Source organism: Alteromonas sp. Cnat2-8, assembly GCF_022348355.1.
Lineage (GTDB): Bacteria > Pseudomonadota > Gammaproteobacteria > Enterobacterales > Alteromonadaceae > Alteromonas > Alteromonas macleodii.
In genome coordinates this window covers 339,801-359,535 of record NZ_JAKREX010000002.1, presented here as the reverse complement: position 1 = coordinate 359,535, position 19,735 = coordinate 339,801, and the positions used below count along the sequence as shown (strand labels likewise).

The window sequence follows — 19,735 nt, the reverse complement described above, 5'->3', positions numbered from 1 at the left end:
CAGCGGAACACGCTTCGCTTTTTCAAAGGTATAGTTTTATTTATAAGCACTATCTGATACTAATATTGCCAAATAGACGTATAAACTGAATGGGATTGTGCTTTAGCGCGCAAAAGTGAGCGAAGCGAGAACATTCAGTGATAAAAAAGGATTAACCATGAAATTGAAATTCACAGCTTCGGCAGTTATTGCCGCAGCGCTTACTTTAACAGCCTGTGCAACATCTCCTACGGGTAGAAATCAAGTGTTGCTCTATTCTGAAACTCAGCTCGCGCAAATGGGTGATCAGGCATTCACGGGCATGAAAGAAGAATTAAAAATTTCGAATAAAGCGGTTCAAAATTCTTACGTAGAATGCGTTGCAAATGCCATCACTGCTCAAGTACCAGCCACGGTATTCAATGGTCAATGGGAAGTCGTTGTATTCGACGATGAACAAGTTAACGCATTTGCGCTACCCGGTGGAAAAATTGGTGTCTATACAGGCTTGCTCAACGTTGCAGAAAACCAGCATCAACTTGCTGCTGTCATTGGCCATGAAGTAGGTCATGTTATTGCAGAGCATGGTAATGAGAGAATGTCGCAGTCAACATTGATAAATATGGGCAGTCAGGCGGTAGGCCAAGTTTTAGCCGCGAATGAAGTGCCTCAGTCGGGTCCCATCATGGCTGCGATCGGATTAGGTGTTCAAGTCGGTGTCCAACTTCCTTTTAGCCGAACTCATGAATCTGAAGCCGATGTCATTGGTCTTCAGCTAATGGCAAAGTCTGGGTTTGACCCAAGACAATCTGTAAACTTGTGGCAAAACATGGACGCAGCAAGCGGCGGCAACCGCCCAATGGAACTTTTGTCGACTCACCCAGCACCTCAAACCAGAATTGATAATTTACAAGCGAACATGCCTAACGCCTATGCAGACTATCAAGCTACTGCTTACCGCCCGAACTGTCGCTAAAAGTAAGTAATACCATTTCGTATATGTCATTACCCGCTCAGCGAGAGTTAAAATGTTCGTAATCGCGGCGTGTTACGTCGCTCTTAATCTTAGGATAAAAAAAACGCTGCGAAATGCAGCGTTTTTTGTTTGAAACCAACGAAATTATTCGCTGTCTGCTTTGTGAAGATGTACATCCATTTGTGGGAATGGAATTGAAATACCCTCTTCATCAAAACGCAGTTTAACGTTTTCAGTGAAGTCGAATTTAACACCCCAGAAATCGGCAGAATTCACCCATGGACGAACAATAAAGTTCACGCTGCTGTCGGCCAGTTCAGATACTGCAATTTTAGGCGCTGGCTCTGCAAGAATACGCTCATCAGCCGCCACCATTTCTTCAAGAATTCTTTTCGCTTTAAGAAGGTCAGCGTCGTAACCAATACCAACAACCATGTCCACACGACGCGTGTCTCTTGCTGAATAGTTAGTGATGTTGCCACCGTAGATGTTGCCATTAGGAACAATAATTTCTTTATTGTCTGGTGTGTTCATTGTTGTGGTGAAAATACCAATCTTAACAATAGAACCAGCAGTACCTGCAGCTTCGACAAAGTCACCCGCTTTAAATGGTTTGAAAACTAGAAGCATTACGCCAGCTGCAAAGTTCTTAAGCGAGTCTTGCAATGACAAACCAATAGCTAAACCAGCAGCACCTAATATAGCAACTAATGACGTTGTATCTACGCCTAGCTGATCAAGCGAAGCGACAATAACAAACAGCATTAGAATGGCGCTAAGGATAGCTTCCAGGAAGTCCACTAGCATGTTGTCGTATTTAGACTTGGCCATTAGGCGTCTAAATACAGATAAAATGAATCCAACTACGATCCTACCTATTACATAAATCGCAATTGCCATCAGAATGTTAATCCCCCACGGGATGGCGTAATCGTTTATGTACCTTTCAACATCGCTTGCAGAAAAAAGCGAAAGTTTTTCTTCCATAATATGGTCCTTGTCATGGTTAGTTGATAATCGCTCAAATACGGTAGCAGCTATTTGATTTAAGACCAATATAATATGGGCTCAAACACAGTAAATTTGCTCTAAAGTCTAAGCTACATGGGTGTTTAAGAGCGTTAGTATTATACAAAAGTAGAGGAAATTTATTTGTTTTACTTTAGGATCTTCTGTCCTTTTCTGTACATTTTTGCCGCGGTTTGTTGGCCATCTAGGCAAGGCGGATGTTTGACGGTGTAGTGGTTCTAAATCGACAAGTTTCTATGCCGTATAGGTGGCACACAGGCGCTAGAATGAAAAAACAAAAAATGAACGCTTTTTATTCGCTTGTCACACGCTTGTCACTCAACAAGCGCATCCTTCATCACGAAGCTTAAATGCGCTTTGTGTTTCTTTTCCATTTTTTGGAAGTTACCGAGTTATAAGACATTTTTTTTGATGATTTTTTAGCCTCAAAGTTTTAGACTAAAGTCTCATGAAAGTTGACTGTTCACTACGCCTCATCAGTGTGTGTTGAGCAACTTCATGAAGGAGCTTTAGCAAACTATGTCACGTAAAGGATTAACGCATGTTGCTTCTCATAACCCTGTTTTCGGTGGTTTTGTGTTTATTTTTATATTCACTGCGCACCGATAAAGGAAAACATACTAAGTACGCAAGAGCGGACTACCGCCCAGCAGCCCAATCGAAGTCTTCATCCAACGTGTTGAAATCTACTTCGAGAAACTCTTCGCCTTCCGCGGCCTAGAGAGTGAGTCATGTGATTCTTAAATAGGCAGCATGCTGTCGTTTGCGTAAGTTTTTGCATATTTACTTACGCGATGTTGTCGACAGCATTGCAACCTGTATCCACACACGTATTATACGCGTTAAAACTACACATCTGATTTGCTATGCGTATACCAAGAGTTTATTACCCCAATCCAATCCCGTTAGAACAAGAGTTTGAGTTAACTGAAGACGCCGGTCATCACATCGCGACGGTACTGCGCATAAAGCCCAATCGCCCTATTGTGCTTTTTAATGGCGACGGCAATGAATACAGTGCGCAAATTATTAGCGTTCAAAGAAAAAAAGTGACGGTTGAAGCCGACGCTTGTTTATCGCTAGCGAAAGAATCCCCGCTTCATTTGCACTTAGGTCAAGGGGTATCTAAAGGCGATAGAATGGATACCGTGCTACAAAAAAGCGTGGAACTTGGCGTATCAGAAATAACGCCCGTCATCACTGAACGCTGTACGGTTAAACTCGACGAGTCGCGCTGGGAAAAGAAAATTCAGCAATGGCAGAAGATTATTATTGGCGCCTGTGAACAAAGCGGTCGCAACATTATTCCCGCGCTCAACGCCCCGGTTAGTCTTAATCAATGGTTGTCGTCTTCAACCAATACCACAAGATTAGTTCTCGCACCTGGCGCAGAGCAAAGCTTGGCAAGACAACCTTATAATGCTCAAGGCTTTCGTTTGCTTATTGGCCCTGAAGGTGGGTTATCTGAAACAGAAATTCATCAGGCAAACGAAAACGGCTATCAGTCAGTAAGTTTGGGCCCACGTATTTTGCGCACCGAGACAGCAGCGATTACAAGCCTAAGTATTCTTCAAGCTCAGCACGGCGACTTCTAAGTCAGTATTTTAGGCAGCTATATAGCAAGCATAGTGCTAGCTCAGTAACTTGAAGAATTCAGGTGTGCCCCCATATATGTTTACAATCAGCTGGGCCATCTGAGCCGGCATTTTATCAACATTCAAGGTGAAAACATTATGCAATATACCGTTGGCGTAATTATGGACCCCATCGCGAGCATTAAGCCACATAAAGATACAAGTTTTGCGATGATGCTTGAAGCTCAGCGCCGCGGTGCAAAGGTTGTATATTTTGAATTAAAAGACCTGTATTTAGACAATGGTAAGCCTATGGGTTTAGGTAAAACCGTATCGGTCAAGGATCAAGCTACAGATTTCTACACCATTGAAGACGAGTCGACCTTGCATTTAGGCGACATTGATGTGTTACTCATGCGCAAAGATCCACCCTTTGACAGCGAGTTTTTGTATGCGACTCAGGTGCTGTCGCTTGCGCAGGACGCGGGAGCGCTAGTTGTAAATAACCCTCAAGCGCTTCGCGACTACAACGAGAAGCTGTTTACGTCGTACTTCCCAGAACACATTCCCAATACCTTAGTCACGAACAACCAAGCGCTTATCCGTGAGTTTCACGCCAAGCACCAAGACATTATTTGCAAACCCTTAGACGGTATGGGTGGCGCGTCTATCTTTAGAGTGAAGCCTGATGGCAATAACTTAGGCGTTATTATTGAAACCCTAACCAAGTTAGGCACGCGCTACATGATGGTGCAAGAGTACCTTCCAGAGATTAAAGACGGCGACAAGCGCGTACTCATCGTTGATGGTGAAGTCATGCCGTACTGCTTAGCGCGACTGCCTACAAAAGGGGAAACCAGAGGTAACCTAGCCGCTGGCGGTACAGGACGCCCTCAGCCAATCTCAGATTCTGACCGCGCCCTAGCCGAAGCCATCGCTCCAACGCTCAAGGAAAATAACATTTTATTCGTAGGACTTGATGTTATTGGCAGCAAAATTACTGAAATAAACATTACTAGCCCAACTTGCGTAAGAGAAATAGAAGCAGCTTACGATGTTAATATAATGGGTGCGCTGTTTGACGCCATTGAAAAGCGCTTGGCCAGTAAATAAAGTAAGGTTGTATTGGTAACACAGTGCAGTTCGTATCGTAAAAAGCAAATATGAGTGGATAGAGCGCCTTTAGCTTCAATAGTGTAAAGGCCCTCACAGAGCAAAAGATAGTAGATAAAAGACAAACTATGACGGAATTAAAAAGCCTACAAAATCATTTTCTGGTCGCGATGCCTAGTTTGGACGATCCGTATTTTTCTCGCTCACTCATTTATATTTGTGAACACAACGCTGAAGGTGCTATGGGTATTGTAGTAAATCAACCCTCCACCATGAACGTGAAGCAGCTTCTTGAACAGACTGACAAAGAACTCACTGTGTCTGACGACAAAGCAGAGCAAATCGTGCTGGCTGGCGGTCCTGTAAGCCAAGAGCGAGGATTTGTGCTGCACTCGTCGCAAAGAGAGTGGGCATCTAGCTTAAAGCTTGCACCAGGGGTTATGGTGACCACCTCCAAGGACATTTTGACTGCTATTGCCAATGATGAAGGCCCTGAAGACGTTTTGATTGCTTTGGGGTACGCGGGCTGGACAGCCGGTCAGCTTGAGAAGGAAATGCAGGAAAACGCATGGCTCACCATCGAAGCTGACGAAGAAATTCTGTTTAACACGCCTATGCACAAGAAATGGCAAGCAACAGTAAATAAACTCGGTGTGGATGTATGGCAGCTAGCACCGGGAGCGGGACATGCCTGATATAGGAAATCGTACGGTACTTGCGTTTGATTTTGGTACCAAAAGCATTGGCGTGGCGGTAGGTCAGGAAATTACCGGTACGGCTTCCCCTCTTGCAGCGCTGAAGGCACGAGACGGTATTCCTGACTGGACGTTAATAGAAAAGCTTTACGAAGAATGGCAACCGCATATCGTGGTGGTGGGTTTACCGCTTAATATGGATGGTACTGAGCAGGAGATGACTCAACGCGCCCGCAAATTTGCAAACCGTCTACATGGGCGTTTTAAAGTGGCCGTTGACACCTGTGATGAGCGACTGACTACCACAGACGCTAAAGCCATGCTGTTTGAGTTAGGTGGCTATAAGAAACTGACTAAAGATAAGGTTGATAGTGTGTCGGCCTGTGTAATATTCGCTAGCTGGAGCGAGAGTCAGTACGAATAATTGTTAGGGCCTGTTGACCTTTGTATGCTGCTGGCTCTTGCTATTATTACTTTTCTGCCCCACACTGCCAGCAGACATCAAAAGCAGCGCCGTTTTGTTCACTGCACTCACCACAAATCCAGTCTTCACTAGATAATGCCTTATCGTTTGATTTCTGAATGAAGAGCTCAATAACTTTCGACGCTCTTGCATACCAGCTGTCGTCAACAAGCCACACTTCCTGCTGAGAATCTTGCCAAGGCAGCTCTCCGATTGCGCCACTGGCAAACTCATTTTTTACCATATAAGGAATAGATAAAGCATCAAGCTCGCTGCGAACCGCTTGAAGTTCAAAAGCGTCTTGTGAAGTGAAGAGTTTTTTCAATGGCTACCCTCTTGTTAAACACAAAAGCAGCCCGTGGGCTGCTCATCATGCGAGAAAAACGTGTCTCTCTACTGCTTTATTTCAGTAAGCGTTTCAAATGCAGCTCCCCCTAAAGGGATTTCAGCATAAAGCGAAAGCAATTAGTCATCCATATCAATAGATACATTTGACAGTGTACCTAAGCTAGAACCGTCGCTGGTATCAAGCTTGATCATTAAGCGCAAATCGTTGGGCGAGTCGGCGTGGTGCAGCGCTTGGTCCATATCAATCTTACCCGCTTTGTACAAATCATACAGCGCCATATCAAAGCTCTGCATGCCCTGCTCTTTGCCTTTTTTCATTGCTTCTTTTAACGCGCCTATTTCATTGCGCTGTATTAGGTCGCGCACTAGCGGCGAGTTTAGCAATATTTCTATTGCCGCAACCCTACCCTTGCCGTCTGGCGTAGGTACTAGTTGCTGCGCAACAATGGCGCGGATGTTTAAGCTTAAGTCAAAGCGCAACTTATCGTGCTGATCTTTCGGCGCTAAATGCATAATACGTTCAATAGCTTGGTTCGCGTTGTTAGCGTGCAGCGTAGCCACACACAAATGCCCTGTATCAGCAAACGACATGGCATATTCCATGGTTTCCATTGAACGAATTTCACCAATAAGAATGACATCAGGCGCCTGACGTAGCGAACTTTTAAGGGCGTCGTCGAAAGACTGAGTATCTATGCCCACCTCGCGCTGGGTAATAACACAGTTTTTATGCTCGTGCACAAATTCAATGGGGTCTTCAATAGTCAGTATATGCCCGTGCGAATTTTCATTTCTATGCCCAATAAGCGCAGCCAATGACGTGGACTTACCCGTGCCTGTTCCACCTACAAATAGAACAAGACCGCGTTTAGCCATAATAATTTCTTTTAATACTCGCGGCAGACCCAAATCATCAGCTTTCGGAATTTGAGTAACGATGCGGCGAATCACCATGCCCGCTTGGTCACGCTGCCAAAATGCAGAGCAGCGGAAACGACCAATGCCCTCTCGTACTATGGCGAAATTACATTCTTTGGTCGTGTGAAACTCATTCTGCTGTTTTTCAGTCATCGCTTCGTGAACTAGCGCCAGCGATGCCTCTTCCGAGGTCGCGCTTTCCGTCACTGGCGTAAGTTTGCCGTTAATTTTGGCACTTACCGGAAACCCCGCCGTTACGAATAAATCCGATGCGTTGGTATCGACCATTTTTTGTAGTAGTGAATCTAACATATTGGCCTCTAGAAACTGTTCATCGACTGTTTATCAACTGACTTTGCTGCGGCGTCTTGTTTGGTAATAACCCCCATCGCCACTAAGCGCTGAAGACACTGATCCATGGTTTGCATACCGTGAGCCTGACCCGTTTGAATAACCGAGTACATTTGCGGCACTTTATCTTCTCGAATAAGGTTACGAATAGCGGGGATCCCCACCATGATTTCATGAGCCGCAACTCGGCCCCCGCCTACTTTCTTAAGCAGTGTCTGTGAAATAACCGCACGCAATGATTCCGACAACATAGAACGCACCATGGCTTTTTCTTCTGCCGGGAAAACATCGATAATACGGTCAATGGTTTTTGGTGCAGAGTTGGTGTGAAGAGTGCCGAATACTAAATGGCCGGTTTCGGCAGCTGAAATGGCAAGGCGTATGGTTTCTAAGTCACGTAGCTCACCGACTAGAATTACGTCTGGGTCTTCACGAAGCGCCGAGCGCAGTGCGTTATTAAACGAGTGCGTATCGCGGTGTACTTCCCGCTGGTTTACCAAGCTAAGCTTGTTGTCGTGCACGAATTCGATAGGGTCTTCAATGGTAAGAATATGTTCACGCTTGTGGGTGTTGATATGGTCGACCATGGCCGCAAGCGTGGTACTTTTACCCGAGCCGGTGGCACCTGTCACAAGTACAATGCCAGTAGGCTGATTTATAATTTCCTTGAAAATTTCAGGCGCGCCAAGGTCGTCTAAGGTTAATACTTTACTGGGGATAGTACGTAATACTGCCGCGGCGCCTCGGTTTTGCACAAACGCGTTAACACGAAAGCGCGACAAGCCATTAACTTCGAAAGAAAAATCGGTTTCCAGGTTTTCTTCGTATTCTTTGCGCTGCATGTCATTCATAATCTCATAAACGAGACCATGTACTTGCTTGTGATCGAGGGCTGGCACATTCAGTTTACGCATTTCGCCATCTACACGAATTATTGGTGGTAGGCCCGCTGATAAGTGTAAATCTGAGGCGTTATTCTTAACACTGAAAGCCAAAAGTTCGGTAATATCCACAACCACTTCTCCAAAACAAGGTGAATAATGCAAACAATAGCAGAAAGACTAGATTCCGCACGAAAAGGAATAGACCAAGCCGCTACCAGTGCACATCGTCCACCAAATTCCGTTAAATTGCTAGCGGTTAGCAAAACAAAACCCGTATCAGATATTATGGAAGCGTATGAAGCCGGACAACGTATGTTCGGCGAAAATTACGTGCAGGAAGGTGTTGAAAAGGTTCAGGAACTTTCTCACTTAAGCGATATAGAGTGGCACATGATTGGTCCAATTCAGTCGAATAAAACCAAGGTAGTCGCCGAACACTTTGATTGGGTTCAGTCTGTAGACAGAGAAAAAATTGCCCGCCGCTTAAACGAACAGCGACCTGACTCAATGCCGCCGTTAAACGTGTGCATTCAGGTTAATATTGATGACGAAGAGAGTAAGTCAGGGGTAGCCCTAAGTGAATTAGATGCGCTAGTGGAGTTTATTAACTCTCAAAAGCACCTGACCTTGCGTGGACTAATGGCCATTCCCAAAGCAGATCCTAGTGAAGAACAACAGCGCGCCACACTGTCTAAGCTAAAAGAATTATTCGACCACTACCATACATCATTGAGCAATTTTGATACCCTATCCGTAGGAATGAGTAGTGATATGACAGAAGCGATTCAACACGGGTCGACTATGGTGCGCATCGGCACCGCTATTTTCGGTAAACGAAACTAGCGCGCTAACCCAACGGGTAGCGCTTCGCCTCGCTACACAGACTTAAACGCAACCAACAAATAGGATTTACATGCAACAGAAAAAATTAGCATTTATTGGCGCGGGTAACATGAGCCGCAGCATCATCAGTGGTCTTATCAAATCTGGGTACGCGAAAGAAAACATCCTTGCGGCAAACCCTTCCACACCAAAGTTAGACGGCCTGAAGGCCGAGTTTGGTATTCACACCACACAATCTAATGATGAAGCCTGCCAATTCGCTGATGCCATAGTCCTTGCGGTAAAACCACAAATAATGGGCGATATGTGCGGCGAGCTTCAGAAAAACAATGACCTTTCGGGCAAGTTGTTTATGAGCATTGCAGCTGGGCTGCCGGTAGCTAGATTGCAAGAAATGCTAGGTGGTGAATACCCTGTTGTTCGTATTATGCCAAACACCCCGAGCTTGTTAGGCAAAGGCATGTCTGGGATGTATGCCGACGACACGGTTTCTGAGTCAGACAGGCAATACGTTGACGATGTAATGAACAGCGTTGGCGAAACCGTTTGGGTAGATAAAGAAGAGGGTATTAACGGTGTTATCGCCGCAGCGGGCAGCAGCCCAGCTTATTTCTTCTTGTTCTTACAAAATATGCAGGAAGAAGCCATGAACATGGGCTTTGACAAAGCGCAATCTCGCTTAATGGTCCAACAAGCCATGTTAGGCGCAGCCGAAATGGTTTGTAACAACCCAGACCTTGAATTAAGCGAGCTTCGTGCCCAAGTTACGTCTAAGGGCGGCACTACCGCAGAAGCCGTTAACACTTTCATTAATGAAGGTTTAAAAGATATTGTCAGCAAGTCGATGCGCGCCGCCGTAGCACGTGCTGAAGAAATGGCAAAACAGCTATAACGTTTTAGGAAAAACACAACATGAATGCAACGGTATTTTTGGTTGATACCTTATTTAGCCTTTATTTGATGGTGGTTATTCTGCGCCTTTGGTTACAAATGGTTCAGGCAGATTTTTATAACCCACTCAGTCAATTTGTAGTAAAAGCAACCCACCCTATCGTGGGGCCGTTGCGCCGTATTATTCCGTCAATCGGCAGGTTCGACACCGCTACCTTTGTGTTAGCGGTAGCGGTATGCGCGCTTAAGCTAATAACCCTAGGGTTAATGTTTGGCGGTAGTCTAAACCCAGTCGGCATTGCGATTTTGTCAGTAATTGGGGTGATAAAAGAAACCCTGTCGTTAATGTTCTGGGTGTTGCTACTACGCGCTATTTTGAGCTGGGTGTCACAAGGTCAGTCTCCGGTTGACTATGTTCTGTATCAACTAACCGAGCCGTTTTTAGCGCCAATACGCAAAGTCATTCCACCATTGGGCGGGTTGGACTTATCAGTGCTTATTGCCATCATCGCATTACAGTTTTTACAGCTTCTGATCCAAGACACTTTCCCTATGTAACTAATGTCAGTTCAAGACACTGTTAGGGAAAGCATTGGTCTTGCAGTTTGGTTCATAGAGCAAAACAAGCTGTAATGGGTAAGAATTGAAAATAAGATGAAGGCAGAGGTAGTTTCTATCATGGGTAGAATAAATCAAATCAAAAAAGCTTACGTAGCACTTCTTGTGATGGCTATGTCATGCTTAAGCTTTTCCGCATTTGCCGAGCAGAAGCAAACGCTTGGTGAATGGGATGTTCACTATATGGTGGTGAGTACGCCATTTCTCACACCTGAAGTGGCGGCTAGCTACGGCATTGTGAGAAGTAAGTTTAATGCGCTGGTTAACATTTCGGTGTTAGACAAAGTCTCCGGTGAAGCGCAACGGGCAGATGTCACAGGTACGGCTAAGAATCTGTTAGGTAACTCGCGTAAGCTGACTTTCAAAAAGGTGGAAGAAGGTGATGCTATCTATTACCTTGCCGTGCTGCCATTTCGCGATCAGGAAACCTTTAGGTTTGAGATTGACGTTCAAAAAGATAGCAGCAAACAAACGCTGAAGTTTCAGCAAAAAATGTACGTTGACGAGTAATTTATAAGGCGAGCACTGCTTTAATAATGCCAACATCATAAGTAAGCGCTCACCTGTAACGCATTCATGCTTGTGATGAAAAGCACTGATTAACGAAGCGAGATATCCGTTAGCCCGGTATCTCGCTTTTTTATTATGTTAAAAATAGGGTAACTGCACTTTACCAATTGAATGTGGTGGTAAATAATCAAAGCAACTGGTCGGGCAAGTTAGTGTGATCGGATTATGTGTAATCATTAGCACTTAAATCATGAAAGACAGATGAGCACTGCGCCGCAGCAAAGAGCGACATGCACTAACTGCCTTCATAGCAAATAAAAAGAGAACAATTATGAATACGCCCTCGTCTCAGACAGCTACACCGCAGTCTGCCCACAATTCAGAACAACTCTCACCTTACTTCCCTAACTTATTAGCTCCGTTGGATTTGGGTTTTACTCAACTTCGCAACCGTACCCTAATGGGTTCAATGCATTTAGGTTTGGAAGAAGAGAAAGGCGGATTTGACAAACTTGCTGCGTTTTACGCTGAGCGAGCAAAAGGTGGTGCGGGGCTAATCGTAACAGGTGGTATTAGCCCGAACATTTCAGGTTGGGTAGCGCCCTTTGCTGGCAGAATGACCCGCTCTCGCCACGCGAAAAAGCACCGTGTTATTACCGACGCTGTGCATAAGGAAGACGGCAAAATTTGCATGCAAATTTTGCATTCAGGCCGTTACGGTTATCACCCACTTGCTGTTTCGGCTTCACCTATGAAGTCGCCTATTACCCCTTTTAAGCCTCGCGAACTGTCCTCACGTGGCGTAAGAAGCACAATTAAAGACTACGTAAAATGTGCAGCCCTTGCCCAGCAAGCAGGCTATGACGGCGTGGAAATTATGGGTTCTGAAGGCTACCTCATAAATCAGTTTTTCTGTGAGCGCACCAATCATAGAAATGATGAATGGGGTGGCAGCCTAGAAAATCGTGCTCGTCTGGCAATAGAAATAGTAAAAGGTGTACGCGAGAAAGTGGGCACTAACTTCATTATTATTTATCGCCTGTCTATGCTGGACTTAGTCGAAGGCGGCGCTAAGTGGGACGAGGTTGTATATTTAGCCAAAGAAATCGAAAAAGCAGGCGCTACGCTAATTAATACCGGCATAGGATGGCACGAAGCAAGGGTACCCACTATCTCCACATCCGTACCTCGCGCGGCGTTTACTTGGATAACCGAACGCATGAAAAAAGAGGTGTCTATCCCTCTTATTACCACTAACCGTATCAATACGCCTGAAGTTGCAGAATCGGTACTCGCACAAGGCCATGCTGATATGGTATCGATGGCGCGACCTTTCTTGGCTGACGCTCACTTTGTAGCGAAGGCTATGCGCAATGAGTCTAAGCTAATCAACACTTGTATTGCCTGTAACCAGGCTTGCCTAGACCATGCATTCGAACAAAAGCGTGCAAGTTGCTTGGTAAACCCGCAAGCGTGCTACGAGACCGAACTTACCTTTCCCCCTACTCACAATAAGAAAAAACTAGCGGTAGTAGGTGCAGGGCCTGCGGGTTTGGCGTTTTCCATGTATGCCGCAGAGCGCGGTCACGAGGTACATCTATTTGATAAAGCCAGTGAAATTGGCGGTCAATTTAATTACGCCAAGCAAGTGCCGGGTAAAGAAGAGTTTTACGAAACCCTACGCTACTTTGACAATCAGTTAGCTCGCGTGGGCGTTACGGTTCACCTTAACACCCAAGTAAACGTAGAGAACCTCTCAAACAAGGGGTTTGATGAAGTGGTGCTAGCCACCGGTATTAATCCTCGTACGCTTACAATTGAAGGGCACGACCACCCTAAAGTGATGAGTTATTTAGACGTATTGCGCGACCACAAGCCAGTAGGCAAGAAAGTGGCTATTGTTGGCGCCGGCGGCATTGGTTTTGATGTAGCGGAATTCCTGGTAGAACACGAAAATCTAGCCAAAGATAAAGAAAAGTGGCTAGCGCACTGGGGTATAGATAAAGATTATTCTGCTCCTGGCGCACTAAAAGAAAAAGCCATAGAGCCTTCTGAGCGGGAGGTGTATCTGCTACAACGTAAAACGTCTAAAGTGGGCAAAGGGCTGGGCAAAACTACGGGCTGGATCCACAGGCAATCATTGAAACACCACAATGTTCAAATGATAAATGGTGTGAGCTACGAGAAAGTAGATGATGAAGGCCTGCACGTGCTGATTAACGACACGCCCAAAGTATTGCCGGTCGATAACGTCATTGTATGTGCTGGTCAGGAGCCGTTTAAGCCTCTGCAACAACCTCTAGAAGAGGCAGGATTTACCGTGCACATTATCGGCGGTGCTGACGTAGCGGCTGAACTTGATGCTAAACGCGCTATTCGTCAGGGCGCTGAACTGGCAGCGCGAATTTAAAACTGATCGAACATGATAGCGTTGCCGTCCGGGTCTTTAACAATTAGATGCCCGGGGCCGCTATCGCCTTTCACAGGCACGTCTAAAGCGATGCCTTGTTCAACTAGATTTGCCTGAAGTGCCCTAACATCACTTGGGTTGAAGGTCATAATGTTATCTTCAAACATCCCTTCGAATAACCCAATCATGGTGGTGCCATTTTTCATCATTAACCATTTATCTTCCACCGAGCCGCATGAAGGCATGGCTTCAAAGCCCAAGGCCTCATAAAACGTCTTCGACTTGCTGATGTCTTTAACCGTTAAACTTAACGAAAATAGCCCTAACTCCACTTTATTCTCCCTTAAATTTCGTAACCATTGTTCACGTATACCAATCCGCATAGATAATTGCCCACTCAGAAGGCGCTGGCAAGTTTCCTAGCAAAGCGTGGGAATGCAGGAATGGCTGTTCCCTTTCAAATTCCCAGAATGAAGCTAGGAAGCTTGCCAGACCTTCCCGAAGGGCGAGTTTAAAATGTCCGTACTCTTTGTTGTGTCACCTTGGTGTAGTACCACTATACCTGCGGTAACACGCCGCGATAACGAACATTTTCAATCTCGCTGCGTGGGTAATAATCTATGCGGATTGGTATTATTACTCTAGTGAAGCTTTTGAACATTATCACTGCCATTAGTCGCAAAAAGAAAAAAGCCAGTAATACAGAATATTACTGGCTTTACGTCAAATATCGGCTTTTTACTGTTCTTAACCTAACGCTGATTACGCAGTAAAAAGTTTAAATAAAAATATTATTCCTTAACTTTTTTGACTAGCGATCCAGCGATCAATTTTCTGCTCAAGAATAGCAAGTGGAATGCCGCCCGTGTTTAACACTTGTGCGTGGAACTCACGGATATCGAAATCATCACCTAATGCCTTCTCCGCGCGCGCGCGCAATTCTTGAATTTTAAGCGCGCCCACTTTGTAAGATAGCGCTTGCGACGGGATCGCAATATAACGCTCTACCTCGGCAACAACTTCTGTGCGGGTCATGCCTGAGTTATCAAGCATAAAGTCGATGGCTTGTTCGCGGGTCCAACCTTTCGCGTGAATACCTGTGTCTACCACCAAACGCATGGCGCGCAACTGCTCATCTTGAAGCGTTCCATAACGATTCCATGGATCGTCAAAGAACCCCATTTCATACCCTAGCGTTTCAGAATACAGCGCCCAACCTTCACCGAAGGCTGGTAGGAAGCTAAAGCGCATGAATGAAGGTAGCGCTTCATTTTCTTGCGCTAGACTCACTTGGAAATGGTGACCTGGAGCGCCTTCGTGTAGATACAAGGTAACGTTGCCGGTGGTTAAGCGGCTAGGCAAATCGTAGGCATTAAAGTAGAAAGTACCTGGACGAGAGCCGTCTGGCGTGCCCGGCTGATATGATCCACCTGCACTGAATTGCTCGATAGCAGGGTCGTAGGGTTTGATTTCTAGCTCAGACTTCGGCAACAGTGAAAAATACTGATCAATTTTCTCATCAACTTCACGGCCAATATCGTAATAGCTCTGTGTTAGCGCTTCACGGCTTTCAGGCTTGAACTTAGGATCGGTACGTACATAGTCGAAGAATTCGTTTAATGTCCCTTCAAACTTCACTTCGTCCTTAATTTCAAGCATGTCATTTTTGATACGCTTAACTTCTTTTAAACCAAGGTTATGCAGTTCATCAGGCGTCATTGGTAGTGTCGTTGAACCTTCCACCATCAATTGATAAAGCTTTGCACCACCTTTCATATCGCTAAGGCCAATGCTTTCACGTGCAATAGGCAAATACTCATCGCGAAGGAAGTCGCGCATACGCGTGGTTGCATCGTAAATCTCTTGCGTCGCTTTCTCGTAGTCAGCGGTTAAACGGGCTTTTTCTTCGTCAGAGAAACTTTCTGGGAACATAGTAATTGGCCCCCAAAACTGTGACTCTTTAATTGGGATAGCCAGCTGAGTATCGAACTGCTTGATCACGCGATCGATTGTCAGCTTAGTTTCAAGAACACCGCTTTCCATGCCCTCGCGGAACTTTCCGATAGCGCGGTCAGAAATAGCAATGTAATCCTTATGGCGAGATAAGTTATTTTCGTAATCTTCTACTGTTTTAAATGGCGCTGCGCCCTTTCCGCTCGCGAAGGTCGGGTAGAAGGTGTGGAACCCACTGAAGTGATTAACAGGACGCACTTCCGTTAGCGCTTCAATCTCGTCGGTAGACATTTTTAGCGAGCGCTCTTCGTTGTATTTAAATACATCGTAGGCAAGCTTGTCGGTGTCGCTTAACTTACTGCGGTCGATTTGTTTAAGTTCAGATAAATTAAGCAAGGTTGCCGTTTTCCCGGCTAAAGCGTGGGAGTCGGTTAAGAAGTCGCCCATTCTATCTGCATAACGCATATCGCCACGAAAAATGGCCATAATTGGGTTTAGCTCAATATCACGCTGGTCAGCGGCGGCAAAAAGCGCAAAAAGCTTTTCGTGCTCTGACGCCTCTTTTGCAACTGAAGTACTTTTTGATGAACTCTGCATATTTGCATGATTGTGTTCATGTGCCACAGCTGAGCTTAGTCCCAGAGCCATGGTTACTGCACTACTTACAAGTAGTGTTTTGAATGCTTTCATTTTTTGTTCCCTTGTTATTTCTTCGCTGTTTTTGCTTATATTTCGCAAAAAAAAGCGCTGTCGTTATGTGTTTTCTTGATTCTATATACCGCGTGACAAGCGCATTTAAACCTAATAATGCGTACCTGACGCCAGATATCAGGCATACCGGCTGTACAATGCAATTCAACGTTTACTTAATTAGCCACATCTTCACACGGTATCTATTCATTTAAGGTTTTCAGGATGCACTGTTTATTCAGGCAAATGAGCCATCTCTTTTCGCCACGCCCTTTCATACGCTTCACGGCCTAACACGCGTTGAGCGTACGCGGCTACATTGTCTATTTTACCGTTCAAAGTAATATCTAATTTACTGCCCTTTGCCCACGCCAAAATATGACCGGCTATTATGTCGGCCATGGTAAACATGGTGCCGCATACAAATTCTTTATCGCCCAGCATAGAAGAAAAAACGGGCAACACGCGCTTAAACTCCCACACCGCTACATCACGCATATGTTCAAGCCTTTGCTCTTTAGGCAACGCAAAGGTGTGCTTTGCTAAATTCCAAATCGGTTGCTCTAACTCATTGGTAAGAAACAACATCATTTCTTCATATTTGGCTCGCTCGAAGCTACCAGGCTCTGGAATGAATTCATGCATGCCGTGACGTTCAGCTAAAAAAGTGACGATAGCCGCCGATTCCGTCAAGGTACCTTCTGGCGTCGAAAGCGCTGGGATTTTAGAGGCAGGACTGATGGCTTTATATTCTTCTGACAGGTGTTGCCCTTGTTTTAAGTCAACTAAGCTGTACTCAAAAGGTAAACCTAGCTCTTCCAGTGCCCATGCCACGCGAACCGAACGAGTTTTCGGATATCCGTAAAGTGTATACATACCTATGCCCTTGCTTATGTAATGTGAGCTAACTGTAAGTCGAATAGGAAAAAAGTGCTACTGCCATATTGTTACTGAGTTTTAACACTGTAACTTCTGTATGACAGTACCGCCTACTTATGGAGAGGCTCCATATCCAAAGACTATATAAAGAGGCTACCTTCAAAAAGAGTGAAAATAATAAGGAAAAGCCAAAAAGATAAGGTAATGGTCGGTAACTTTTTCACGTAACCAATATAATGATTTCCGTAAATGCCAGTAGCTATGCGCTAACACACAACTCGGTTGTCGCTTCAACGCCCTAGTATTCCTAGTCTTTCGTAGTATCCCTGAGTTATGCGCCACAATGGTTCACTTTATGCTCATCTCACTTCAATGCTTTTAACAAATTCGTTAATAATTGAGTGAAGGAGAACACGATGAAGAAACGTTTACTATCTACCTTAGCAGGTTCACTGACATTAATGTTAAGTGCGAGCAGTTTCGCAGGTCATCATGATAGTGATGGAAAAGAAGTGATAATGAATAACCTGGAAACAGGGATGAGCATGGGCTCAGTAGTGGTGAGCAGTTATGATGATGACGGTGTAGTATTTACGCCAAATCTGTCAGGGTTAACCCCGGGCATTCATGGTTTTCATGTTCATCAAAATGGTGATTGTTCACCAGCAATGAAAGATGGAAAAAAAGTGTTGGGCGGTGCAGCGGGCGGCCATTTCGATCCAGAAGATACCGGTAAACACCGTGCTCCTTGGTCTGAGAAGGGTCACGAGGGCGATCTACCCGTGCTTTATGTTGATGAAAATGGAAACGCAACCCAGCCTATCTTTGCACCAGAGCTTGAGTTAGATGATATTGAAGGCCGCGCCTTAATGATTCACGCAGGTGGCGACAATTACTCTGATTCACCTAAAAAGTTAGGTGGCGGTGGTGACCGCGTAGCATGTGGCGTAATTGGGAAATAAACTAACGCCACCTCATGTTATGCAATCAACATTTTATACAAAAAAGCGGCTTCTAAAGCCGCTTTTTTATACTTCACTTGATAAAAACAACTTGCCTGGTCTTGTCTAACAAAGCGAGTGTCTAACAAAGCGAGTCCTATCTTTCGATAAGGGTAGTAATAGCCTTTATCTCTTATTCAATATTCAATCGGTATTCCAATGTAATGTTGGCATTAAGAAGTTGAGATACAGGGCAATTTTCTTTTGCTTCCTGTGCAATTTTCTCAAACTCATCTTCGGTAATCCCTTCAACCTCAGCATCTAAGCTTAGTGCCGATTGAGTTATTTCAAAGCCGTCATCGTTTTTCTCTAAACTGATTTTTGCAGTGGTATTTAACTCGCCGTCATTGTATCCCGCATCTGAAAGCGCAAAAGAAAGTGCCATGGTGAAGCAACTCGCATGCGCCGCACCAATTAATTCCTCGGGGTTGGTTCCCTTTCCATCTTCAAACCGCGTGTTAAAACCATAAGGCTGGTTCGATAAAGCACCGGTTTGTGTAGAAATGCTCCCCTTTCCCTTTTTACCTAGCGGTTTGTAAACTGCACTACCTGATTTGACTATCGACATATCATCTTTCCTTTCATTTTAACTAAACGGTTTTCATGTAGTTGGATAAGATGCAAGTGCTCTGCCGATCATAAGAAATCGCTCTATCCCTTGTCATAGCGGCTTTACAGCCCCGTCTTTTAAATGGTGGAACCAAAGACAGTTCCCTTTTTGAAAGAAGACTACAGAGTGAGATGAAAATTTTACTTACCTCCTCCTAGTCTTTTTCAGTACCTATGCTTTCGCGCAAAGCCTCAAGCTTCGCAATGTGCGCTTAGAAAAAATGTACGCTTGTAAAACAAAAATGGAATTAACTCGCTGCACCGCGAAGAAATTAATTTCAGCTTAAACCGTTCTTTATTTGTTAACCGTATATCTTCGCAAACTGGGGCCTGAAGAATTAAACGCGAAGGTCGCTTCAACGTTAAACCAACACATAAAAGGTGAGTGATGAAATTAACACTTTCTGCAGTTTTAATTAGCACAGCGTTAAGCGCTTCGGTTTTTACGCCATCAACAAGTGCCGACGAGGCCATACTAGCTGGGGGCTGCTTTTGGTGCATGGAGTCTGATTTTGAAAAGCTAGAAGGGGTTACTGATGTGGTGTCGGGGTTCACTGGCGGGAGCGCGCCAAATCCGACTTATAATGGCAATCACAAGGGACACTTTGAGGCGGTAAAGATCACCTACGACGGCGATATGCTTTCTTATAATGATATTCTCGATCATTTTTGGGTAAACATTGACCCTTTCGATGACCGAGGTCAGTTTTGTGATAAGGGACCCAGTTACTTAAGCGCCATCTTTGTAGCAAACGAAAAAGAACGTGCTATAGCAGAAAAAACAAAAGCTGACGTGGTAGCCCAATTTCCCAATAAAAAGGTGGTAACGCCCATACTCGATGCTTCTACCTTTTATCCGATAAAAGGCGACGAAATTGGCCATCAAGATTTTTATAAAAAAAGTCCCGTTCGCTATAAGTTCTACCGATGGAACTGTGGGCGTGACCAGCGCTTGGAAGAAATTTGGGGCGAGAAAGCCTTGGGGAAGAATAAGTCTTAGC

General features: G+C 44.9%; 20 protein-coding genes. 12 read left to right on the top strand and 8 right to left on the bottom strand.

Going from position 1 to position 19,735, the window contains the following annotated elements; genetic code table 11:
• Positions 1 to 157: 157 nt before the first annotated feature.
• Positions 158 to 955 (top strand): M48 family metallopeptidase, encoded by a 798-nt coding sequence (locus MHN00_RS05795; protein WP_014950456.1) that lies wholly within the window; start codon positions 158 to 160, stop codon positions 953 to 955.
• A 144-nt stretch (positions 956 to 1,099) separates the two neighbouring features.
• Here the strand turns inward: MHN00_RS05795 and MHN00_RS05790 are convergent, their stop codons facing one another.
• Positions 1,100 to 1,942, bottom strand: coding sequence for a mechanosensitive ion channel domain-containing protein (locus MHN00_RS05790; RefSeq protein ID WP_014950457.1), 843 nt, complete (start codon positions 1,940 to 1,942; stop codon positions 1,100 to 1,102).
• 908 nt (positions 1,943 to 2,850) lie between these two features.
• Between MHN00_RS05790 and MHN00_RS05785 the strand changes: the two genes are divergently transcribed.
• The 4 genes from MHN00_RS05785 (at position 2,851) to ruvX (ending at position 5,790) form a co-directional block, all read left to right on the top strand.
• Positions 2,851 to 3,579, top strand: coding sequence for a 16S rRNA (uracil(1498)-N(3))-methyltransferase (locus MHN00_RS05785; protein WP_014980069.1), 729 nt, complete (start codon positions 2,851 to 2,853; stop codon positions 3,577 to 3,579).
• A gap of 138 nt (positions 3,580 to 3,717) precedes the next feature.
• A complete protein-coding gene (gshB, locus tag MHN00_RS05780; protein ID WP_014950459.1) occupies positions 3,718 to 4,671 on the top strand; it encodes a glutathione synthase in 954 nt (317 codons plus the stop codon).
• A 128-nt stretch (positions 4,672 to 4,799) separates the two neighbouring features.
• Positions 4,800 to 5,366: a YqgE/AlgH family protein gene (locus MHN00_RS05775; RefSeq protein ID WP_014950460.1), complete on the top strand. Its 567-nt coding sequence runs from the start codon at positions 4,800 to 4,802 to the stop codon at positions 5,364 to 5,366.
• The gene (gene ruvX / locus MHN00_RS05770) at positions 5,359 to 5,790 is read left to right on the top strand and encodes a Holliday junction resolvase RuvX (protein WP_014980071.1); all 432 of its coding nucleotides are present in this window, start codon (positions 5,359 to 5,361) and stop codon (positions 5,788 to 5,790) included. The genes MHN00_RS05775 and ruvX overlap by 8 nt, the downstream gene beginning before the upstream one ends.
• Positions 5,791 to 5,836: 46 nt before the next feature.
• Here the strand turns inward: ruvX and MHN00_RS05765 are convergent, their stop codons facing one another.
• The 3 genes from MHN00_RS05765 to MHN00_RS05755 all read right to left on the bottom strand — a co-directional run bounded on the left by MHN00_RS05765 (position 5,837) and on the right by MHN00_RS05755 (position 8,459).
• Positions 5,837 to 6,154, bottom strand: a complete 318-nt coding sequence (locus MHN00_RS05765; RefSeq protein ID WP_049586039.1) for a DUF2007 domain-containing protein — start codon at positions 6,152 to 6,154, stop codon at positions 5,837 to 5,839.
• A 140-nt stretch (positions 6,155 to 6,294) separates the two neighbouring features.
• Positions 6,295 to 7,407: a PilT/PilU family type 4a pilus ATPase gene (locus MHN00_RS05760; protein ID WP_014977241.1), complete on the bottom strand. Its 1,113-nt coding sequence runs from the start codon at positions 7,405 to 7,407 to the stop codon at positions 6,295 to 6,297.
• Positions 7,408 to 7,415: 8 nt separating this feature from the next.
• Positions 7,416 to 8,459 (bottom strand): type IV pilus twitching motility protein PilT, encoded by a 1,044-nt coding sequence (locus tag MHN00_RS05755; protein ID WP_014950464.1) that lies wholly within the window; start codon positions 8,457 to 8,459, stop codon positions 7,416 to 7,418.
• A 27-nt stretch (positions 8,460 to 8,486) separates the two neighbouring features.
• Here MHN00_RS05755 and MHN00_RS05750 point away from each other — a divergent pair, with 27 nt between their 5' ends.
• The 5 genes from MHN00_RS05750 to MHN00_RS05730 all read left to right on the top strand — a co-directional run bounded on the left by MHN00_RS05750 (position 8,487) and on the right by MHN00_RS05730 (position 13,602).
• Positions 8,487 to 9,173, top strand: coding sequence for a YggS family pyridoxal phosphate-dependent enzyme (locus MHN00_RS05750; RefSeq protein ID WP_039227916.1), 687 nt, complete (start codon positions 8,487 to 8,489; stop codon positions 9,171 to 9,173).
• A gap of 70 nt (positions 9,174 to 9,243) precedes the next feature.
• Positions 9,244 to 10,065, top strand: coding sequence for a pyrroline-5-carboxylate reductase (proC, locus tag MHN00_RS05745; protein WP_014950466.1), 822 nt, complete (start codon positions 9,244 to 9,246; stop codon positions 10,063 to 10,065).
• Positions 10,066 to 10,085: 20 nt separating this feature from the next.
• On the top strand, positions 10,086 to 10,622 hold the full coding sequence (locus tag MHN00_RS05740) for a YggT family protein (RefSeq protein ID WP_014950467.1): 537 nt from the start codon (positions 10,086 to 10,088) through the stop codon (positions 10,620 to 10,622).
• A 96-nt stretch (positions 10,623 to 10,718) separates the two neighbouring features.
• The gene (locus tag MHN00_RS05735; protein WP_239300605.1) at positions 10,719 to 11,192 is read left to right on the top strand and encodes a DUF4426 domain-containing protein; all 474 of its coding nucleotides are present in this window, start codon (positions 10,719 to 10,721) and stop codon (positions 11,190 to 11,192) included.
• A 331-nt stretch (positions 11,193 to 11,523) separates the two neighbouring features.
• Positions 11,524 to 13,602, top strand: a complete 2,079-nt coding sequence (locus MHN00_RS05730) for an NADPH-dependent 2,4-dienoyl-CoA reductase (RefSeq protein WP_239300604.1) — start codon at positions 11,524 to 11,526, stop codon at positions 13,600 to 13,602.
• Here MHN00_RS05730 and MHN00_RS05725 read toward each other — a convergent pair.
• The 3 genes from MHN00_RS05725 to MHN00_RS05715 all read right to left on the bottom strand — a co-directional run bounded on the left by MHN00_RS05725 (position 13,599) and on the right by MHN00_RS05715 (position 17,121).
• Positions 13,599 to 13,934 carry a VOC family protein gene (locus MHN00_RS05725; protein ID WP_014950470.1) on the bottom strand — a complete coding sequence of 112 codons (336 nt, stop codon included), beginning with the start codon at positions 13,932 to 13,934 and terminating at the stop codon, positions 13,599 to 13,601. The two genes, MHN00_RS05730 and MHN00_RS05725, sit on opposite strands and share 4 nt — an antisense overlap.
• A gap of 466 nt (positions 13,935 to 14,400) precedes the next feature.
• The gene (locus MHN00_RS05720) at positions 14,401 to 16,245 is read right to left on the bottom strand and encodes a DUF885 domain-containing protein (protein ID WP_239300603.1); all 1,845 of its coding nucleotides are present in this window, start codon (positions 16,243 to 16,245) and stop codon (positions 14,401 to 14,403) included.
• A gap of 234 nt (positions 16,246 to 16,479) precedes the next feature.
• Positions 16,480 to 17,121 carry a glutathione S-transferase family protein gene (locus MHN00_RS05715; protein WP_239300602.1) on the bottom strand — a complete coding sequence of 214 codons (642 nt, stop codon included), beginning with the start codon at positions 17,119 to 17,121 and terminating at the stop codon, positions 16,480 to 16,482.
• 419 nt (positions 17,122 to 17,540) lie between these two features.
• Between MHN00_RS05715 and sodC the strand changes: the two genes are divergently transcribed.
• Positions 17,541 to 18,086, top strand: a complete 546-nt coding sequence (gene sodC, locus MHN00_RS05710; protein WP_014950473.1) for a superoxide dismutase family protein — start codon at positions 17,541 to 17,543, stop codon at positions 18,084 to 18,086.
• 172 nt (positions 18,087 to 18,258) lie between these two features.
• On the opposite strand, the gene MHN00_RS05705 is transcribed toward sodC, so the two are convergent.
• Positions 18,259 to 18,693, bottom strand: coding sequence for an OsmC family protein (locus MHN00_RS05705; protein ID WP_061486425.1), 435 nt, complete (start codon positions 18,691 to 18,693; stop codon positions 18,259 to 18,261).
• A gap of 429 nt (positions 18,694 to 19,122) precedes the next feature.
• Between MHN00_RS05705 and msrA the strand changes: the two genes are divergently transcribed.
• Complete coding sequence (gene msrA, locus MHN00_RS05700; RefSeq protein WP_239300601.1) at positions 19,123 to 19,734, top strand: peptide-methionine (S)-S-oxide reductase MsrA; 612 nt, start codon at positions 19,123 to 19,125, stop codon at positions 19,732 to 19,734.
• Position 19,735: the final 1 nt, after the last annotated feature.

Excerpts from the sequence above, each read along its gene's own strand:
- MHN00_RS05720 (WP_239300603.1), bottom strand. The coding sequence starts at position 16,245 with ATGAAAGCATTCAAAACACTACTTGTAAGTAGTGCAGTAACCATGGCT.
- MHN00_RS05740 (WP_014950467.1), top strand. The coding sequence starts at position 10,086 with ATGAATGCAACGGTATTTTTGGTTGATACCTTATTTAGCCTTTATTTG.
- proC (WP_014950466.1), top strand. The coding sequence starts at position 9,244 with ATGCAACAGAAAAAATTAGCATTTATTGGCGCGGGTAACATGAGCCGC.
- msrA (WP_239300601.1), top strand. The coding sequence starts at position 19,123 with ATGAAATTAACACTTTCTGCAGTTTTAATTAGCACAGCGTTAAGCGCT.
- MHN00_RS05785 (WP_014980069.1), top strand. The coding sequence starts at position 2,851 with ATGCGTATACCAAGAGTTTATTACCCCAATCCAATCCCGTTAGAACAA.
- MHN00_RS05750 (WP_039227916.1), top strand. The coding sequence starts at position 8,487 with ATGCAAACAATAGCAGAAAGACTAGATTCCGCACGAAAAGGAATAGAC.
- MHN00_RS05790 (WP_014950457.1), bottom strand. The coding sequence starts at position 1,942 with ATGGAAGAAAAACTTTCGCTTTTTTCTGCAAGCGATGTTGAAAGGTAC.
- MHN00_RS05795 (WP_014950456.1), top strand. The coding sequence starts at position 158 with ATGAAATTGAAATTCACAGCTTCGGCAGTTATTGCCGCAGCGCTTACT.
- MHN00_RS05715 (WP_239300602.1), bottom strand. The coding sequence starts at position 17,121 with ATGTATACACTTTACGGATATCCGAAAACTCGTTCGGTTCGCGTGGCA.
- MHN00_RS05775 (WP_014950460.1), top strand. The coding sequence starts at position 4,800 with ATGACGGAATTAAAAAGCCTACAAAATCATTTTCTGGTCGCGATGCCT.
- gshB (WP_014950459.1), top strand. The coding sequence starts at position 3,718 with ATGCAATATACCGTTGGCGTAATTATGGACCCCATCGCGAGCATTAAG.
- ruvX (WP_014980071.1), top strand. The coding sequence starts at position 5,359 with ATGCCTGATATAGGAAATCGTACGGTACTTGCGTTTGATTTTGGTACC.
- MHN00_RS05735 (WP_239300605.1), top strand. The coding sequence starts at position 10,719 with ATGAAGGCAGAGGTAGTTTCTATCATGGGTAGAATAAATCAAATCAAA.
- sodC (WP_014950473.1), top strand. The coding sequence starts at position 17,541 with ATGAAGAAACGTTTACTATCTACCTTAGCAGGTTCACTGACATTAATG.
- MHN00_RS05730 (WP_239300604.1), top strand. The coding sequence starts at position 11,524 with ATGAATACGCCCTCGTCTCAGACAGCTACACCGCAGTCTGCCCACAAT.
- MHN00_RS05705 (WP_061486425.1), bottom strand. The coding sequence starts at position 18,693 with ATGTCGATAGTCAAATCAGGTAGTGCAGTTTACAAACCGCTAGGTAAA.
- MHN00_RS05760 (WP_014977241.1), bottom strand. The coding sequence starts at position 7,407 with ATGTTAGATTCACTACTACAAAAAATGGTCGATACCAACGCATCGGAT.